This window comes from Frigoribacterium sp. MCBA15_019 (assembly GCF_001864945.1).
In the GTDB taxonomy this organism is placed as follows: Bacteria; Actinomycetota; Actinomycetes; order Actinomycetales; family Microbacteriaceae; genus Frigoribacterium.
Map to the genome: position 1 here is coordinate 262590 of NZ_MJGS01000001.1, position 17654 is coordinate 280243.

The 17654-nt window shown below is 69.2% G+C and carries 14 protein-coding genes; 4 read left to right on the forward strand and 10 right to left on the reverse strand.

Translation table 11 applies throughout. From position 1 onward, the window contains the following. Positions 1–65: 65 nt before the first annotated feature. The 5 genes from dxs to dut all read right to left on the reverse strand — a co-directional run bounded on the left by dxs (position 66) and on the right by dut (position 7050). On the reverse strand, positions 66–2012 hold the full coding sequence (dxs, locus tag BIV04_RS01240; RefSeq protein ID WP_071253466.1) for a 1-deoxy-D-xylulose-5-phosphate synthase: 1947 nt from the start codon (positions 2010–2012) through the stop codon (positions 66–68). A 127-nt stretch (positions 2013–2139) separates the two neighbouring features. Next, entirely contained in the window at positions 2140–4956 is a 2817-nt protein-coding gene (gene acnA / locus BIV04_RS01245; protein ID WP_071253468.1) for an aconitate hydratase AcnA, read from the reverse strand. Between the two features lie 151 nt (positions 4957–5107). Continuing rightward, on the reverse strand, positions 5108–5866 hold the full coding sequence (locus tag BIV04_RS01250) for a DUF3159 domain-containing protein (protein ID WP_071253470.1): 759 nt from the start codon (positions 5864–5866) through the stop codon (positions 5108–5110). Between the two features lie 6 nt (positions 5867–5872). Further along, entirely contained in the window at positions 5873–6511 is a 639-nt protein-coding gene (locus tag BIV04_RS01255; RefSeq protein WP_043592861.1) for a DUF3710 domain-containing protein, read from the reverse strand. Positions 6512–6588: 77 nt separating this feature from the next. Further along, entirely contained in the window at positions 6589–7050 is a 462-nt protein-coding gene (gene dut, locus BIV04_RS01260; protein WP_177174731.1) for a dUTP diphosphatase, read from the reverse strand. Positions 7051–7089: 39 nt separating this feature from the next. Here dut and BIV04_RS01265 point away from each other — a divergent pair, with 39 nt between their 5' ends. Continuing rightward, complete coding sequence (locus BIV04_RS01265) at positions 7090–7545, forward strand: DUF3093 domain-containing protein (protein ID WP_071254605.1); 456 nt, start codon at positions 7090–7092, stop codon at positions 7543–7545. Here BIV04_RS01265 and BIV04_RS01270 read toward each other — a convergent pair. Then, entirely contained in the window at positions 7520–7813 is a 294-nt protein-coding gene (locus tag BIV04_RS01270) for a DUF4193 domain-containing protein (protein ID WP_043592858.1), read from the reverse strand. The two genes, BIV04_RS01265 and BIV04_RS01270, sit on opposite strands and share 26 nt — an antisense overlap. Positions 7814–8011: 198 nt before the next feature. Between BIV04_RS01270 and sepH the strand changes: the two genes are divergently transcribed. Beyond that, positions 8012–9166, forward strand: a complete 1155-nt coding sequence (sepH, locus tag BIV04_RS01275; RefSeq protein WP_071253471.1) for a septation protein SepH — start codon at positions 8012–8014, stop codon at positions 9164–9166. 25 nt (positions 9167–9191) lie between these two features. On the opposite strand, the gene BIV04_RS01280 is transcribed toward sepH, so the two are convergent. Beyond that, positions 9192–10322, reverse strand: a complete 1131-nt coding sequence (locus BIV04_RS01280) for an alkaline phosphatase family protein (protein ID WP_071253473.1) — start codon at positions 10320–10322, stop codon at positions 9192–9194. A 61-nt stretch (positions 10323–10383) separates the two neighbouring features. Here BIV04_RS01280 and BIV04_RS01285 point away from each other — a divergent pair, with 61 nt between their 5' ends. Further along, positions 10384–12897 carry a DNA topoisomerase (ATP-hydrolyzing) subunit A gene (locus BIV04_RS01285; protein WP_071253475.1) on the forward strand — a complete coding sequence of 838 codons (2514 nt, stop codon included), beginning with the start codon at positions 10384–10386 and terminating at the stop codon, positions 12895–12897. A 77-nt stretch (positions 12898–12974) separates the two neighbouring features. Here BIV04_RS01285 and BIV04_RS01290 read toward each other — a convergent pair whose 3' ends face one another. Continuing rightward, entirely contained in the window at positions 12975–15089 is a 2115-nt protein-coding gene (locus BIV04_RS01290) for a type IIA DNA topoisomerase subunit B (protein ID WP_071253477.1), read from the reverse strand. A 224-nt stretch (positions 15090–15313) separates the two neighbouring features. On the opposite strand from BIV04_RS01290, the gene BIV04_RS01295 reads away from it, so the two are divergent. Next, on the forward strand, positions 15314–15541 hold the full coding sequence (locus BIV04_RS01295; protein ID WP_043592677.1) for a hypothetical protein: 228 nt from the start codon (positions 15314–15316) through the stop codon (positions 15539–15541). 100 nt (positions 15542–15641) lie between these two features. Here BIV04_RS01295 and BIV04_RS01300 read toward each other — a convergent pair whose 3' ends face one another. Then, the gene (locus tag BIV04_RS01300) at positions 15642–16394 is read right to left on the reverse strand and encodes a hypothetical protein (RefSeq protein WP_054146013.1); all 753 of its coding nucleotides are present in this window, start codon (positions 16392–16394) and stop codon (positions 15642–15644) included. Beyond that, positions 16391–17650: a MurT ligase domain-containing protein gene (locus BIV04_RS01305; RefSeq protein ID WP_071253479.1), complete on the reverse strand. Its 1260-nt coding sequence runs from the start codon at positions 17648–17650 to the stop codon at positions 16391–16393. Before BIV04_RS01305 ends, BIV04_RS01300 begins: the two co-directional genes overlap by 4 nt. Between the last annotated feature and the right edge of the window lie 4 nt (positions 17651–17654).

Sequence of the window (17654 nt, forward strand, 5' to 3'; positions counted from 1 at the left end):
CGCCCCGTCTCGGACGAGACGGGGCGTTCGACGTCGGTCGGTGTGGTGTGCCACCGCACCGGGACTTAGTCGTGTCGGGCGTCCTCGTGCCTCGTCGCGGCGGCGGTCTCGTCCAAGGGTCTCGCGACGGGGATGCGACTGCCGAGCACCTGGGCCACGACGTCCCGAGCGATGTGCTGCGGGGTGAGGCCGGCCTCCTCGAGGATCTCTGCCCGAGATCCGTGTTCGAGGAACTCGTCGGGCAGGCCCAGCTCGGTGACGGCCGTGTCGACGCCTGCGCCACGGAGGTCCTGCCGCACCCGGGTGCCGATTCCGCCCACTCGGACTCCGTCCTCGATCGTGATGACGAGTCGGTGCGTCGCCGCCAGATCGATGATGCTCCCCGGCACGGGAACGACCCATCGCGGGTCGACGACCGTGGCACCGATGCCCTGGGCCTCCAGCCGTTCGGCGACCTCGAGCCCGATCCCGGCCATCGGGCCGACGCAGACGATGAGGACGTCGTCGTGCCCCGCGCGACGCAGCACCTCGACACCGTCCTCGAGACGTTCGACGGCTTCGTGTTCGACGCCGACGGCGCCCTTGGAGAACCGGATGACGGTGGGAGCGTCGTCGACCGCGACGGCCTCCCGGAGTTCCTCGCGGAGGCGTGTCGCATCGCGGGGTGCAGCCAACCGGATGTGCGGCACGATCTGCAGCAGCGCGAGGTCCCACATGCCGTGGTGGCTCGGACCGTCCGGCCCGGTGACGCCGGCCCGGTCGAGGACGAACGTGACCCCCGCCCGGTGGAGGGCGACATCCATCAGCACCTGGTCGAAGGCGCGGTTCACGAAGGTCGCGTACAAAGCGACGACGGGGTGGAGGCCGCCGAACGCCAGACCCGCAGCGCTCGTCACCGCGTGCTGTTCGGCGATGCCGACGTCGAAGACGCGCTTCGGGAACCGCTCGGCGAGTTTGTGCAGGCCCACGGGACGCAGCATCGCGGCCGTGATGCCGACGACCTTCTCGTCGTGCTCGGCGATGTCGACGATCTCGTCGGCGAAGACCGACGTCCACGACGGCGAGGTGGCCGTCTCGAGGGGCTCTCCCGTCTCGGGATCGATCTGCCCGACCGCGTGGAACTGGTCGGCCACGTCGGCGCGAGCGGGATCGAACCCCCGGCCCTTCTCGGTGATCGCGTGCACGATCACGGGGGCGCCGTAGTTCTTCGCCTGGAGAAGGGCTTCTTCCATCGCCACCTGGTCGTGGCCGTCGACCGGGCCGATGTACTTGATGTCGAGGTTCGAGTAGAGCGCCTCGTTGTTGGTGAACCGGCTCAGGAAACCGTGCAGTCCACCCCGGACACCGCGGTAGACGGCGCGACCCGGGTGTCCGAGTCGGTCGAAGACGGCGCGGCTGCCGACGTGGAGCTCGCGGTAGGCCTGGCGGGTGCGGACGGTGTTGAGGAAGCGGGCCATGCCGCCGATGGTGGGGGCGTACGACCGGCCGTTGTCGTTCACGACGATGGTGAGACGGCGGTCGTTGTCGTCGCTGATGTTGTTCAGGGCCTCCCACGTCATGCCCCCGGTCAACGCGCCGTCGCCCACGACGGCCACGACGTGCCGGTCGTCGCGGCCGGTGAGCTGGAACGCGCGGGAGATGCCGTCGGCCCACGAGAGAGAACTCGAGGCGTGTGAACTCTCGACGATGTCGTGCTCGGACTCGGACCGCTGCGGGTAGCCGGCGAGACCGCCCCGGAGGCGGAGCGCGGAGAAGTCCTGCCGACCGGTGAGGAGTTTGTGGACGTACGACTGGTGGCCGGTGTCGAAGACGAAGGCGTCGTGTGGCGAGTGGAAGACGCGGTGCATGGCCAACGTCAGTTCGACGACGCCCAGGTTCGGCCCGAGATGGCCCCCGGTCTTCGACACCTCGGTCACGAGGAACCGCCGGATGTCGGCGGCCAGTTCGACCATCTGTTCGTTCGTCAGGCGGTCGAGGTCACGAGGCCCCGTGATCGTCTGCAACAGGCTCATGCTGGCCTTCCCTCTCGGCCCACTCGGGCATCCCGCCAGTCTAGGCACGCGATCGGCGAGAACGCCGTACGACCCCCGGACGATGCGGGTGATCGTCCGGGGGTCTGGTCGGTGCGGGTTCTGTCGATCAGACGAGGCTGCGCAGGACGTACTGCAGGATTCCACCGTTGCGGTAGTAGTCGGCCTCGCCGGGGGTGTCGATGCGCACGACGGCGTCGAACTCGATCGGCTGCTTGCCCTCGGGCGAGTGAGCGGTCGGAGTGGCGGTCACGTGGACCGTCTTCGGCGTCGTGCCCTCGTTCAGCTGCTCGATCCCGGCGATGTCGATCTGCTCGGTGCCGTCGAGTCCGAGCGACTCCCAGCTCTCACCCTGCGGGAACTGCAAGGGGACCACGCCCATGCCGATCAGGTTGGACCGGTGGATGCGCTCGAAGCTCTCGGTGATGACCGCCTTGACCCCGAGGAGGCTCGTGCCCTTCGCGGCCCAGTCACGAGACGATCCCGAGCCGTACTCCTTGCCACCGAGGATGACCAAGGGCGTCCCTTGCTCTTGGTAGCGAGCACTGGCGTCGTAGATGAACGACTGCGGGCCCTCGGCCTGCGTGAAGTCGCGGGTGTAACCGCCTTCGACACCGTCCAGCAGCTGGTTCTTGAGGCGGATGTTCGCGAAGGTGCCCCGGATCATGACCTCGTGGTTGCCGCGACGGGACCCGTACGAGTTGAAGTCCTTGCGGTCGACGCCGTGTTCGTCGAGGTAGTGGCCGGCCGGGCTGTCGACCTTGATCGACCCGGCGGGGCTGATGTGGTCGGTCGTGACCGAGTCGCCCAGCTTGGCCAGGACGCGAGCGCCCCGGATGTCGGTGACCGGGGTCGTCTCGATTGTCATGCCCTCGAAGTACGGGGGCTTGCGGACGTAGGTCGACTCGGAGTCCCACTCGAAGGTGGCGCCGGTGGGAGTCGGCAGGGAGCGCCAGCGCTCGTCACCGTCGAACACCCCCGCGTACTCGTGGGTGAACATGCCGGTGTCGATGGAGGAGTCGATCGTCTGCTGCACCTCGGCGGCGTCGGGCCAGATGTCCCGCAGGTAGACGTCGGTCCCGTCGTCGGCCGTGCCGAGGGCGTCGTTCTCGAAGTCGAAGTTCATCGACCCGGCGAGGGCGTACGCGATGACGAGCGGCGGGCTCGCCAGGTAGTTCATCTTGACGTCGGGGTTGATGCGACCCTCGAAGTTGCGGTTGCCGGACAGGACGGCCGTCACGGCCAGGTCGTTGTCCTGCACCGCGGTCGAGATCTCGTCGAGGAGGGGGCCCGAGTTGCCGATGCAGGTCGTGCAGCCGTAGCCGACCGTGTAGAAGCCGAGGTCTTCGAGGTAGGCGGTGAGTCCGGCCTTCTCGTAGTAGTCGGTGACGACCTTCGAACCGGGCGCAAGGGTCGTCTTGACCCACGGCTTGGCCTTGAGGCCCTTCTGGCTGGCGTTGCGGGCGAGCAAGCCCGCGGCGAGCATGACGGAGGGGTTCGACGTGTTGGTGCACGACGTGATGGCTGCGATGGCGACCGCACCGTGGTCGAGGGTGAACGTCGAGCCGTCACCGAGGGCGACCGAGGTCGGCTTGGACACCTTGGCCGGGGCGTGCGACGTGTGCGAGATCGAGTGCGGCTGGGCCTCGTCGTCGTCCTCGGCGGTGAAGCCGATCGGGTCGGAGGCGGGGAACGTGCCCTCGACCGCGGCGTCGACGTGCGAGTGGTCCGTGCCGGCGTAGTTCTCGAGGTCGACCTCGAACTGCGACTTGGCCTCGGTGAGCTCGATGCGATCCTGCGGGCGCTTCGGCCCGGCGATGGACGGGACCACCGTCGCGAGGTCGAGTTCGAGGTACTCGCTGAAGACGGGCTCGGTCGACGGGTCGTGCCACAGACCCTGCAGTTTGGCGTACTGCTCGACCAGGTCGATCTGCTCGTCCGAGCGTCCGGTCAGACGCAGGTAGTCGAGCGTCACGTCGTCGATCGGGAAGATCGCCGCGGTCGAACCGAACTCGGGGCTCATGTTGCCGATGGTGGCGCGGTTGGCCAGGGGGACCTCGGCCACGCCTTCGCCGTAGAACTCGACGAACTTGCCGACGACGCCGTGGCGACGCAGCTGCTGGGTGATGGTGAGCACCACGTCGGTGGCTGTCACACCGGTGGGGATCGAGCCAGAGAGCTTGAAGCCCACGACCTTGGGGATCAGCATCGACACGGGCTGACCGAGCATGGCGGCCTCGGCCTCGATGCCGCCGACGCCCCACCCGAGCACGCCCAGGCCGTTGACCATCGTCGTGTGCGAATCGGTGCCGACGAGGGTGTCGGGGTAGGCCTGCAGCACGCCGCCGACCTCACGGCTGTAGGTGACGCGCGCGAGGTACTCGATGTTGACCTGGTGGACGATGCCCGTGCCCGGCGGCACGACCTTGAAGTCGTCGAAGGCCGTCTGGCCCCATCGGAGGAACTGGTATCGCTCGCCGTTGCGTTCGTACTCGATCTCGACGTTGCGCTCGAGGGCGTCCTCGCTGCCGAAGAGGTCGGCGATGACCGAGTGGTCGATGACGAGTTCGGCAGGTGCCAGCGGGTTGATCTTGGTGGGGTCTCCACCCAGCTCGGCGACGGCCTCGCGCATGGTGGCGAGGTCGACGATGCACGGCACGCCGGTGAAGTCCTGCATGACCACGCGCGCCGGCGTGAACTGGATCTCGGTGTCGGGGTCGGCGGTGGGCTGCCACGAGCCGAGTGCCCGGATCTGGTCACCCGTGACGTTCGCACCGTCTTCGGTGCGGAGGAGGTTCTCGAGGAGGACCTTGAGGCTGAACGGAAGCTTCGAAGAACCCTCGACCGCGTCGATGCGGTAGACCTCGTAGCCGGTGGACCCGACCGTGAGGGTGTTCTTCGAGCCGAAACTGTTGATTGCAGACACGTGCCGTCTCCCTTGCTGACTACGCCCTCATCTTGGCCGGTGCGCGCGACGCCCACCAGCGAGGTCAGCCTAAGTCCGCGGGGTGTCCCCGGGGCCGATCCCAGCGATTTGTCTCGATGTCGAGACAAAACATAGCACCAGGAGGCGCGGGTCAGGCCGAGGGGCCCCGCGCGTCGTCCGCCGCCTCGCGTCCCCGATAGACCGTCCGGACGAGCAGCCAGGTCACCCAGAGCAGCCCGGCGTACAGGGGAACGCCCATGACGAGTTTGAGCGTGCCGAGCAGGGCCACGTCACCGGCCAGCCAGAGGGGCACCTGGACGGCGAGGCGGGCGGCGAAGAGCCCGGCCCACAACCACGTGGCCAGGACGAGGACGCGCCGCTTCGCCCGATCGGCCCGCCAGCCGGTGCCGTCGTTCGTGAGGAGTCCCACCACGATGCCGATGAGGGGCCAACGCACGGCGATGCTGACCAGCATGGCGGCGAGCGAGGCGGCGTTGATGAGCAGCCCGGGGACGAAGTTGTTCTCGGCCCGGCCGGAGAGCAGCGCGATCCCCGCGGAGAGGGCGATGCCGAAGACGCCTGCGAGTGCCTGGGCGACCGGACCGCGCTGGACGGCCCGAGCGACGACGAACGCCACGGCCAGGACCAGCGGGATGAGGACCGACGGGACGACGTCTCGGGTGATCGTGTAGACGACCACGAAACCGAGGCCGGGGACGATGGACTCGACGAGCCCGCGCACCCCACCGATCGCCGTCAGGAGCGCTGCCGCCGTGGGCACCTCGCCGGGTGCGACCTGGCCGATGCCGGCTCGCCGCGCGGCGGCCTGCAACTGAGCCGCGAGCGACACCCGGGGGTCGTCGAGCGGCGACGGATCAGCCGGGTCGGGCCGTTCGTCGGACGCGGACACGTCGGGTCAGACGACCGAGGGCGTGGTGCCCGGGGCGTCGGTCGGGCCGGCCTTCGGCATGGCCAGAGGGATCAGCTCGCGCGGAGGCATGGGGGTCGTACCGCGGACCACGACGATGCTGCGGAAGAGTTCTTCGATCTTCTCGGCAGCCTCGCCCTCGTGGGCCGCGTCGCCCGCGATGACGCCGCGGAGGAACCATCGAGGACCGTCGACTCCGATGAAACGCGCTCGCCTGGTCGTGCCGGGGTCGCCACCCATGACCGGGATCTCGGCGCGGACCTCGGGACCGAACGGCCCTTCGACCTCGGCCGTCGTGCCGCCCTGCTTCTCGATCTGCTCGCTGATCTGCCCCCGGATCTCGTTCCAGAGGCCCGTCGTGCGCGGCGCGGCGAACGGCTGCACCTGCAGCGTCGACTTGGCGAAGTCGAGGCCGACGGCGACGACCCGCTTGCTTCCCTCCTCGACCTCGAGTCGGAGGTGAAGCCCCTCTCGGGGCAGGATCTTGACGCCACCGAGGTCGACGTAAGGACGGACGGGGTTGGCCTCGGTCTCGTCCAGAGGGCCGACGTCGGCACGGTCCTCGGGTGCCGACTTCGAGTCGTCGAACACCTCGACCTCGGTGTCGTCGAGGGACTCGATGTCGATCTCGACGTCGTCGACGTCCGCCGACTCAACGTCGATCTCGACGGCGGCCAGTTCTTGCTCGCGGCGTTTGGACTTCCTCACGCGGTGCCTCCTGGGTTGTGTGCGTATCCGGTGGAGCCGTGCCCGTCGGCCCCTCGTACGCTCTCGGGGAGCGTCGCGACGGGGACGAAGGTCGCGCGGACGACCGGCATGATGACGAGTTGGGCGATCTTGTCGCCGACGGCGACGTGGTGCTCGGCCTCGAGGTCCGTGTTCAGCAGCGAGACCTTGATCTCGCCGCGGTAGCCGGCGTCGACGGTGCCCGGAGCGTTAACAACGGTGATGCCGTGCTTGGCGGCCAGTCCGCTGCGGGGCATGACGAACGCGGCGAAACCCTCGGGCAGCGCGATGGAGACGCCCGTGCCGACGAGGGCGCGATGCCCGGGCCGCAACACGAGGTCGTGCGTCGAGAGCAGGTCGGCGCCGGCGTCGCCCGGGTGGGAGTACACGGGCATCGAGGTCGCCTCGGCGGCGATGAGGACGTCGAGGGTCTGGGGCACGTGTCGAGGCTAGTGCAGAAGTCTGGTCGAATGGACGTCATGAACCCCTACCGTGAGCGCCTGCTCCCGCCGCTCTCCGTCTTCATCGCCTGCGCGTTGCTCGTCCCTGCCACCCTGCTGGTCTTCCTGCCGATCAACTCGACCGTCGGCGTGGTGATGGCCGTCGTGTTCTACGCGGCCGCCATCGTCCTGCTCGTCCTGACCTCGCCCGTGCTGACGATCGACGACGAGGGCTTCACCGCGGGTCGTGCCCGTCTGTACGCCCACGAGATCGGCGAGGCCGAGGGGTTCACCGGCGCCGACGCGACACGAGAAAGAGGGCCCCGGCTCGACGCGCGAGCCTGGACCCTCTTCAGAGGCTGGGTGCGACCGGTCGTCAAGATCTCGTTGACGGACCTCGACGACCCGGCACCCTATTGGTTGGTGTCGACCCGTCGTCCTGACGAGGTCGTCCGGCGGTTGGAGGCGCTCAGGCGGCGCACTCCCGGCAGATAGCGCCCAGCTTGGTCTCGTGGTCGAGCTGCGAGCGGTGCTTCACCAGGAAGCACTCGACACAGGTGAACTCGTCGACCTGCGGGGGGAGGACGACGACGTCGAGGTCGAGGTCCGAGAGGTCCTGTCCGGCGAGCTCGAACGAGCCCGGGTTGTCGGCGTCGTCGTCGACGACGCCGGTCATCTTGTCGGGGACCCTCTCTTTGAGCCCCTCGATCGACTCCGAGCCGTCGTCGTCGTTCTTGCGAGGTGCGTCGTAGTCGGTGGCCATGCCCATCCAGTTCTTCGGTCGTTCGTGTGCCCGATTCGGCGGGTGCAGTTTGCATCACTCGTTGTCGAATAGCAAACCCGTTCCCACGGCCTTTCAGCCGCCTCGGAAGAACTGACGGCACGCCCGTCGTATTCCCGCGAGAACGGGTGCCGACGTGCGACTCTTGGCACCGGATCACGACGGTGAAAGGCGTGGAAAATGCAGGATCTCAGGGTCATCGGCGTCCAGAGCGGAGCTCTGCTCGTCTCCACCGACGCCGGTGGCGAGTACCGCCTTCCCGTCACCCACACCCTCCACTCCCAGCTCCGGGCGGCCAGCCCGGGTGACGCGCCGGTCGAGAGGAAGGCACCGCCGCGCGAGATCCAGGCTCTGGTCCGGGCGGGCAAGACACCGCAGCAGGTCGCCGACCTGACCGGTGCCGACCTCGACTACGTGCACCGGTTCGAAGGACCGGTCCTGGCCGAGCGTGCCTTCGTCCTCGAGAGCGCTCGGGCCGTCACGGTGTCCGTCGCCGACGACGCGGCCTCCGGCGTGCAGGCGACGACCTTCGGAGCCGTCATCGACGAGCGTCTCGACGGTGCCGAGACCTCGCAGCGCGAGTGGAGCGCCTACAAGGACGCCGAGCACGGCTGGGTGGTCCACCTGGCCTTCGTCACGCACGAGGTCGAGCGTGACGCGACGTGGCGCTTCGACCCGAAGAAGTCGGTCCTGGCCCCTCTCGGCGGCGACGCCCACCGGCTCTCCCAGCACGGCGAGGAGGCCGGTCCGCTCGTGCCGCGTCTGCGGGCCGTGTCCCGCGAGCCACGCCACGACGACGCCTCGGGTCGTTTCGACAGCGGCGCCTTCCTGGTGGACGAGGTCGACGAGGTCGAGCTCCCGGCCGAGGCCGCGACCGACCGGTTGCGTCCCGGGGTCCGGGGCACCGCCTCCTTCGCTGCCGCCAACCGAGCGCCGGACGACGCGAGCGGGCACGACCAGACCGCCGACCTGCTCGAGGCCCTCCGGCGTCGTCGCGGAGAACGCGAGGCCTCCCGGTTCTCGGACGACGACGGGCGCTCGGACCACCCGGTCACCGGGACGATCCGCGTGATCGACGTCCCCCTGGACGACTTCGACCTGCCCGAGGGGGCCACCAAGCCCACGCCCGTGCTGCCCGACCGGTCGACCCGAGGCGATGCCTCCGCGGACGACGCACCGGTCCAGCCCACGGGCATCCGGGGCAGCCGGGGACGGGCAGGCCGTCGCGAGATGCCCAGCGCGGCTCAGTCAACGAAGAAGGCCCGGGGGCGCACCTCCATGCCGAGCTGGGACGAGATCGTGTTCGGAGCACGCTCGGACGACGACCCCGCCTGACCCCTCTGCCCGGGTCGGCGACCCGTCACCGCCGGTAGGCGCCGAACGTCCGCAGGGGAACCAAGGTCTCGTCGTCGGACCACGACCCGTGGTGACCCATCATCGTGCCGGGCTGACCGCCGCGATCTCGCCCGTCGTAGTAGGCGACGCCCCGCCGGGCGGCGACGATCAGGTCGCCGATGCGCGGGAGCACCTCGGGGTGCACGTCACCGAACCAACCGGCCTCGACCGCCTCGGCCCGGGTCAGCACCCAGGCCCGATCCCCTTCGGCCGACCGCCAGGCGTCGAGCAACGCATTCCGTCGGGACTCGTCCGCATCGGGCTCGAGGTGCAGCTGCAGGCAGCGGGGCTCCCCCGCCACGTGCCTCACCCCGTCGACCAGGGCCGGCGTCCCCCCGAACACGATGCGTCGCCGTTCGGCGACGTCGACGATCCCGTGGTCGGCCGTCACGATCACCCCGACGTCGGGTGCGACCGTGGACTCGAGCCTCCGCACCTCGGCGTCGACGCCCTCGAGGGCGTCGATCCACTCGTCGGACTCCCATCCGGCACGGTGGGCGATCATGTCGAGTTCGGGGACATAGAGGTACACCAAGGAGGCGCGGGTCGAGTCGACGAGCCTCGCCGCGGTCGCGAAGCGGTCGGCCACGCTCTCCGCCACGTCGTAGGTGGCGCCCCGGAGGATGGCCTCGGTCAGCCCCGACGATCGGTAGCGCTTGGGGCCCACGGCGTGGGACTCCACGTCGGGGGCCGTCTCGAACAGGGTGGGACGGCGTTGCCACTCGTCGGGTCGCATGCGGTCGTCCCACCCCGAGAGCTGCTTGACCACACGATCGTTCTCGGGGTCGAGGGCGGAGTAGCCGACGAGGCCGTGCTCGCCGGGGAGCGCCCCGGTCGTCAGCGTCGTGAGCGCCGCCGCGGTGGTCGTGGGCCACCCGGACCACAGGCTGCCCTTCACGCCCGACAACGTCCGGGCGTGGCCTCGGCGGGCTCCGAGGGCGACCTGGCCGAGGCCGTCCACCAGGACGACGACGGCGGCCCGCGCGGCGGGCAGTCGGAGCGCGTTCACCTCACCCCGGAGGGACGCGAGACACGAGGGCACCACGTCGGCCAGGCTCACGGCCCCCCGGGGGCGCGCCGGTACGATGGAGGACACCGGCCCCAGTCTGGCACAGCGACGATCGGGTGCCCCGTCCACCCCGATCCGTGAGAAGTGCATGACCACCACCGAGAACACGAGCAGCCCCGACCACGGCGAACGCATCGAGGACATCGACGTCTCGCTCGAGATGCAGGGGTCGTTCCTCGAGTACGCGTACTCAGTCATCTACTCGCGGGCGCTCCCCGACGCCCGGGACGGCCTCAAGCCGGTTCAACGCCGCATCCTCTACCAGATGTCCGAGATGGGCCTGCGGCCCGACCGCGGCCATGTGAAGAGCGCGCGCGTCGTCGGCGAGGTCATGGGCAAGCTCCACCCGCACGGCGACACCGCGATCTACGACGCCATGGTGCGTCAGGCGCAGCCCTTCACCATGCGCGTGCCGCTCATCGACGGGCACGGCAACTTCGGCTCGCTGGACGACGGGCCCGCCGCACCGCGGTACACCGAGGCCCGTCTCGCCGAGGCGTCGCTGGCCATGACGCAGGGACTCGGCGAGGACGTCGTCGACTTCGTCCCCAACTACGACAACCAGCTGATGCAGCCCGAGGTGCTTCCCGCGGCCTTCCCCAACCTGTTGGTGAACGGTGCGAGCGGCATCGCGGTGGGCATGGCCACGAACATGGCGCCCCACAACCTCGTCGAGGTCGTCGGCGCCGCGAGACACCTCATCGACCACCCCGACGCGAGCCTCGACGACCTCATGGCGTTCGTGCCCGGGCCCGACCTGCCCACCGGCGGCACGATCGCCGGGCTCGCCGGGGTCCGCGACGCCTACGCGACGGGTCGGGGCAGTTTCAAGACCCGGGCGCGGGTCGGCGTCGAGAGCATCACCGCGCGGAAGAACGGACTCGTGGTCACCGAGCTGCCGTACCTGGTGGGGCCCGAGAAGGTGATCGAGAAGATCAAGGACGGGGTGCAGGCGAAGAAGCTGACCGGCATCACGGACGTCACCGACCTCACCGACCACAAGCACGGTCTCCGTCTCGTGATCGGGATCAAGACGGGTTTCAGCCCCGAAGCCGTCCTCGAACAGCTCTACCGGTACACGCCGCTCGAGGACGGCTTCAGCATCAACAACGTCGCCCTGGTCGACGGGCAGCCGCGCACGCTCGGGCTGAAAGAGATGCTCGAGGTCTACGTCGCCCACCGCCTGTCGGTCGTCACGCGTCGCAGCCGCTACCGGCTGGCCAAGAAAGAGGACCGCCTCCACCTCGTCGAGGGCCTGCTCGTCGCCATCGTCGACATCGACGAGGTCATCCAGGTGATCAGGACGAGCGACGACACGGCCGCCGCCCGCGCTCGGCTGCGGGAGGTGTTCGACCTCAGCGAGATCCAGGCCGAGTACATCCTCGACCTGCAGTTGCGCCGGCTGACCAGGTTCAGTCGCATCGAACTCGAGGCCGAACGTGACGAGCTGCTCGCGGCCATCGCCGACCTCAAGGACCTGCTGGCCGACCCGGCCCGCCTCCGCGCTCTCGTCTCGAGCGAGCTCGGCGAGATCGCGGAACAGTTCGGCACCCCGCGGCGGACCCTCCTCACCGAGGCCAAGCCGAGCGTCGCCACGACGGGTCGCGGCAGCAGGTCCGCCCCCGTCCTCGAGATCGCCGACACCCCGACCCGGGTGTTCCTCTCGACGACGGGCCGCGTCCTGCGCGTGGACCACCTCGACCCCGACTCCGCGGCCCCCACTCCCCCGGCCCGGCGTACGAAGCACGATGCCGTCCTGTCGTCGATCGACACGACCACGCGGACCGAGATCGGAGCCGTGACGAACCTCGGGCGTCTCGTCCGGCTCACCCCCGTCGACCTCCCGTCGGTGCCACCCACGTCGGTCCAGCTCGGTGCGGGCGTGCCCATCAGGGACTACATCGGCCTGGTCGACAAGAAAGAACGTGTGCTCGGGCTCGTCTCGCTCACCGCCGATCGGAGCATCGCGCTGGGTACGGCCCGGGGTGTCGTCAAACGAGTCGCGACCGGCCAGTACCCCGCCCGACCCGACTTCCCGGTCATCAGCCTGAAGAAGGGCGATCAGGTCGTCGGCGTCGCCCAGGGGGTCGACGAGGACGAACTCGTGTTCGTCACCTCCGCCACGCAGTTGCTCCGGTTCACGGCCTCTGCGGTCCGACCGCAAGGGCCCGCCGGCGGCGGGGTGGCCGGCATCAACCTCCCGGACGACGCGAGCGTGATCTTCTTCGGCGCCGTGCCCGCGGGTCACGAGGCCGTCGTCGCGACGGTGTCGTCGAGCAGCTCGACGATCGCCGGCACCGACCCCGGACGTGCGAAGCTCAGCGCCTTCGACGAGTACCCGGGCAAGGGGCGCGCCACGGGCGGCGTCCGGTCCCACTCGCTGCTCAAGGGCGAAGACGCCCTGTCGCTGGCCTGGGTCGGACCGGCCCCCGCGCAGGCGGTCGGCCCGGACGGCTCCGTCCGGAGCCTGCCGACCGAGCTCTCACGCCGAGACGGGTCAGGCACGCCCCTCGACGCACCCGTCGGGTCCGTCGGGGCCTCGGTGGCCCACATCACCGACTCGGCCACGGGCCTCGAGGCCGGTGCCGAACCCGGGGAGTGACCCTTCGGACGACCCACCGAGACGGCGCCGCTCCTCGAAGTCGAGGTCGGCGTCGTCGGTCGCGAGCCGGTCAGGACTCAGACGTCGATGCGGTCGCGGCTGAGACCGGCTCCGTCGATGATGAACTCCTTGCGAGGGGCGACGTCGTTGCCCATCAACAACTCGAAGACCCGTGCGGCGTTCTCGGCGTCGTCGACCTTGACGCGCCGCAGCATGCGGTTCTGACGTTCCATCGTCGTGGTCCGGAGTTGTTCGGCATCCATCTCGCCGAGACCCTTGTACCGCTGGATGGGGTCCTGGAACTTCTTGTTGGTGCGCTTGAGCCCCGCGAGGACGCCGTGCAGCTCTTTCTCTGAGTACGTGTAGATCGTCTCGTTGGGCTTGCTGCCGGGGTGCATCACGACCACCCGGTGCAGCGGGGGAACAGCCGCGAAGACGCGACCGGCCTCGATCATCGGTCGCATGTACCGGAAGAACAGCGTGAGCAGCAGCGTCCGGATGTGGGCACCGTCCACGTCGGCGTCGCTCATGATGATCACCTTGCCGTAGCGGGCCGCCTCGAGATCGAAGGACCGCCCGGACCCGGCCCCCAGCACCTGGATGATGGAGGCGCACTCCAAGTTGGACAGCATGTCGCTGACCGAGGCCTTCTGGACGTTCAAGATCTTGCCGCGGATCGGCAGGAGCGCCTGGAACTCGCTGTTGCGGGCGACCTTGGCCGTGCCCAACGCGGAGTCGCCTTCGACGATGAACAGCTCGCTGTTCGCCACGTCGTTCGACCGGCAGTCGACGAGCTTGGCCGGCAGGGTCGAGTTCTCCAGGGCGTTCTTGCGACGCTGGGTCTCTTTGTGCGCCCGGGCGGCGATTCGGGTCTTCATCTCGGCGACGACCTTGTCGAGCACGAGGGCGGTCTGGGCCTTGTCCTCTCGACGGTTCGACGTGAACAGCGAGCCCAGCTCGGTGGCCACGACGTTCGCCACGATCGCCCGCACGGCCGGCGTGCCCAGGATTTCTTTGGTCTGGCCCTCGAACTGCGGCTCGGGGAGGCGCACGGTGAGCACGGCCGTCAGGCCGGCCAGGACGTCGTCCTTCTCGATCTTGTCGTTGCCGACCTTGAGGCGACGGGCGTTGGCCTCGACCTGCTGCCGGACGAACTTCAGCAGCCCGGTCTCGAAGCCGGTCTGGTGCGATCCGCCCTTCGGCGTGGCGATGATGTTCACGTAGCTGCGGAAGACGGTCTCGTATCCCCCGCCCCAGCGCAGCGCGATGTCGACGTCGCACTGGCGCTCGAGTTCGGTCGCGATCATGGCACCGCCGTCCGTGAGCACGGGCACCGTCTCGGTGTAGGTGCCCGAACCGGTCAGGCGCCACGTGTCGGTCACCGCCGTGTCGGGCGCCAGGAACTCGACGTACTCGCTGATGCCCCCGTCGAAGCGGAAGGTGCTCTCGAGGGGGAAGCCGCCGTCGGTGAGCGAGCCCGCACGCTCGTCGCGCAGCGTGAGCGTGAGCCCGGGGATGAGGAAGGCCGTCTGTCGCGCCCTGGCCGAGAGCTCGTCGGTCTGGAACGAAGCCCCCCGGGTGAAGATCTGCCGATCGGCCCAGTAGCGCACCCGGGTGCCGGTGACACCGCGCTTGGTCTTGCCGACCTCGCGGAGCACGCTGCCCGAGACGAACGGGGTGAACGGTGAATCGGGGGTGGGCTCGCCCTCGTCGTCGAAGGTGCCGGGTTCGCCACGTCGGAACGACATGGCGTACGTCTTGCCACCCCGGTCGACCTCGACGTCGAGCCTCTCGGACAGCGCGTTGACGACGGAGGCCCCGACGCCGTGGAGGCCACCGGACGACGTGTACGAGCCGCCGCCGAACTTGCCGCCAGCATGGAGTTTCGTGAACACGACCTCGACGCCACTGAGCCCGGTCTTGGGTTCGATGTCGACGGGCACGCCGCGGCCGCTGTCGCGGACCTCGACGCTGTCGTCCGAGTGCAGCACGACGTCGATCGTGTCGCCGTGCCCCCCGAGCGCCTCGTCGACCGAGTTGTCGATGATCTCCCAGAGGCAGTGCATGAGGCCGCGAGAGTCGGTCGACCCGATGTACATGCCTGGACGTTTGCGCACGGCCTCGAGGCCTTCGAGCACCGAGAGGTGCCGGGCCGAGTAGTCGGAGGCGGGTGCGGACGAGGTGGGGGGCATGGTTCTCCTGAAGGGCCCACCGTCATCTCTCGACGACGGGAATGCGGGGAGGCGGTGGCCGCGTTACAGCCTACCGAGGGCCGCCGACACGGCGGTCCCGACACTCGACGGCCCGGTCCCCGCTACGCGATGAGCGAAATCCGGGGCCGATGTCACGCGATACGGACGTCGGCGTGTTTTGATGAGTGTCTCACCCACCGCACCACCGTCAGGAGGAGCATCACATGACTCAGATGGCCACCGACCAGACCGCCGTCGACGAGCTCGGCTCCCGCTACCAGTTGAGCGCTGCGGACCGCTGCGACAGCTGCGGAGCCCAGGCCTACATCCGCGCGACCATGGCCACCGGCGAACTTCTCTTCTGCGCCCACCACGGCGCGAAGTTCAAAGAGAAACTGCAGCCCACCGCCATCGAATGGCTCGACGAGAGCTCGAAGCTCCTCGCGCACTGAGACACGGCGCCGCCCCGGACCACAGCCCGGGTCGGCAGCACGACGAAGGCCCCGCATCCGATCGATGCGGGGCCTTCGTCGTGTCGCGGTGCGGACGTCGTCACATGGCCTTGAACGAGCGTTCGAGGTTGTCGGCGATCACCTTCTGCGACGCGGCGGCGTACTCGTCGAGCTTGGCGTGCCCGGCGCCCGCCGAGTACGAGATCATGCGGCGGCTCAACGCGACTCGCAGGACCCGATCGGTCAGGGCGGGGTTGAGAGGCAGGACCGGTCCCTTGAGCTGGGTGCCGAACGACACGCCCCGGCGCACCCCCTCGCGGCCGTCGCCGTTCCCACCGCCGTGGACCACGGAACCGAACGGCTCGGCGTCCGTCCCGAGTTCGAGGTGGGCGGCATGGTCCTCGAATCCGAAGAGGGTGATCTCGTCGCCCTGGTAGTCGGTCGTCACCTGCAGATAGTTCGTCCGACGAGGAGCCCCGCGGCGGACCACCGCGTCGAAGAAACCGACTCCCTCGACTGACTCGCCGTCGACGCCCTCGACTCCGCGGCTCAGGAGCTCGAGACCGCCTCCCACTGCCACCACCGGGACACCGGAGGCGGCGAACGACTCGAGTGCCGGCGCGAGGCGACGAGCGTCGGCGGCGACGGCTCGGACCCCGGACAAGGGACCGTGCCCCACCACGACCACGTCGGCCACGGTCGGAACGTCGTCACCCACCCGGTACTCGAGGACGGTGCTGTCGACCCCGGCTCGGCGCGCGCGCACCGCGAGAGTCGTCACGTTGCCCCGATCACCGCTCACACCGAGCTCTTCCGGGTAGAGGTGGACGATTCGGAGGACGTCGTCGCTCACGCGGTCTTCTCCAGGTCGGGGTGGCCGAGGATGCGGCGGGCCAGCATCATCTGCTCGTAGTTCGTCACGAAGTGCTTCGTGTTGTCGCTCGGGGACGGGAGTGCCCGCATCAGGCGGATGGCCTTCGAGATGTCCTCTTCGATCACGTGGACGGGGATGCCCTCGTGCTCGAGTCGCAAGGCCAACTGCCAGGCCTTCGCCCCCGCGAGGACGTCGACGTGGTCGAGGTGCGAGAAGTCGATGTCGTAGATCCACGAGATGTCGGGCGTGCCCTCGTCGATCGCCAACATGACCTGCTCCACGCCCTGCGGGAGCGCGTCGAGGTTCATCTGGAGGCTCGCCGCGTTCTTGAACATGATGAACTCGGCCTCGTCGGCGCCAAGGGACATGCGCTCACCGCGACCGTAGGCCGGTTTCATGCTCTCGAAAGCCCGCTGGACGGCGGTCGGGTCGACCGGGTGCCCCAGGACGATCGAAGCCGTCTGGAGGGCCGCGGCGGCGTCCACGGCGTAGTGCAGACCACGCGCCGGCAGCCGGACGTCGATCGGGGTGCCGGAGACGGTGATGGTGGCGCCCGTGCCCGTGAGCGCCGTCACCTCGGTCTCGGCGGTCAACGAGGTGTCGGCCTCACGGCTGAAGTCGTTGGCGTTCTGGAGGCCGTTGGGTGACGCGGAGACGACCTCGGGTGAGGCACCGAAGCGGGTCACCGTCTGGCGACCGACGGCCTGGTACGGGCCCAGGTGCTGGTCGTCGCGGTTCGTCACGACCGCGGCGGTGGCCACGGCAGCCGTGTCAGTCATCATCGTGCCGACCCGCTCGGTCTCGAAGAACCGGTACAGCTGGTCGACCTGCACGTTGAGCATGAGCACCGTCGAGGGGTGCAGGGACTTCGTCAACTCGACGGCGAACGCCTCGTCGACCTCGATCACGCCGATGTCGTCGCGGACGCGACCGAACGGCGTCACCTCGCGGAGGAAGGCCGACGCGATGCCCTGAGGCAGGTTGGCACCCGTCGGGTTCGTGAACACCTTGAGCCCGTGGGCCCGGAGCGTCTCGGTCAGCATCATCGTCGTCGTCGACTTGCCGTTCGATCCGAGCACGAACACGACGCCGCGCTCGAACTGCGACGAGACGTGCGTGAGGAAATCGGGCGCGAGCTTCAGGACGGTCTGCCCCGGGTAGGCGGACCCGCCGCCCCGCAACCGGGCGACCGCCCGGACGAGTCGGCCGGCCAGCACGGGGACCAGGTAACGCACGGGC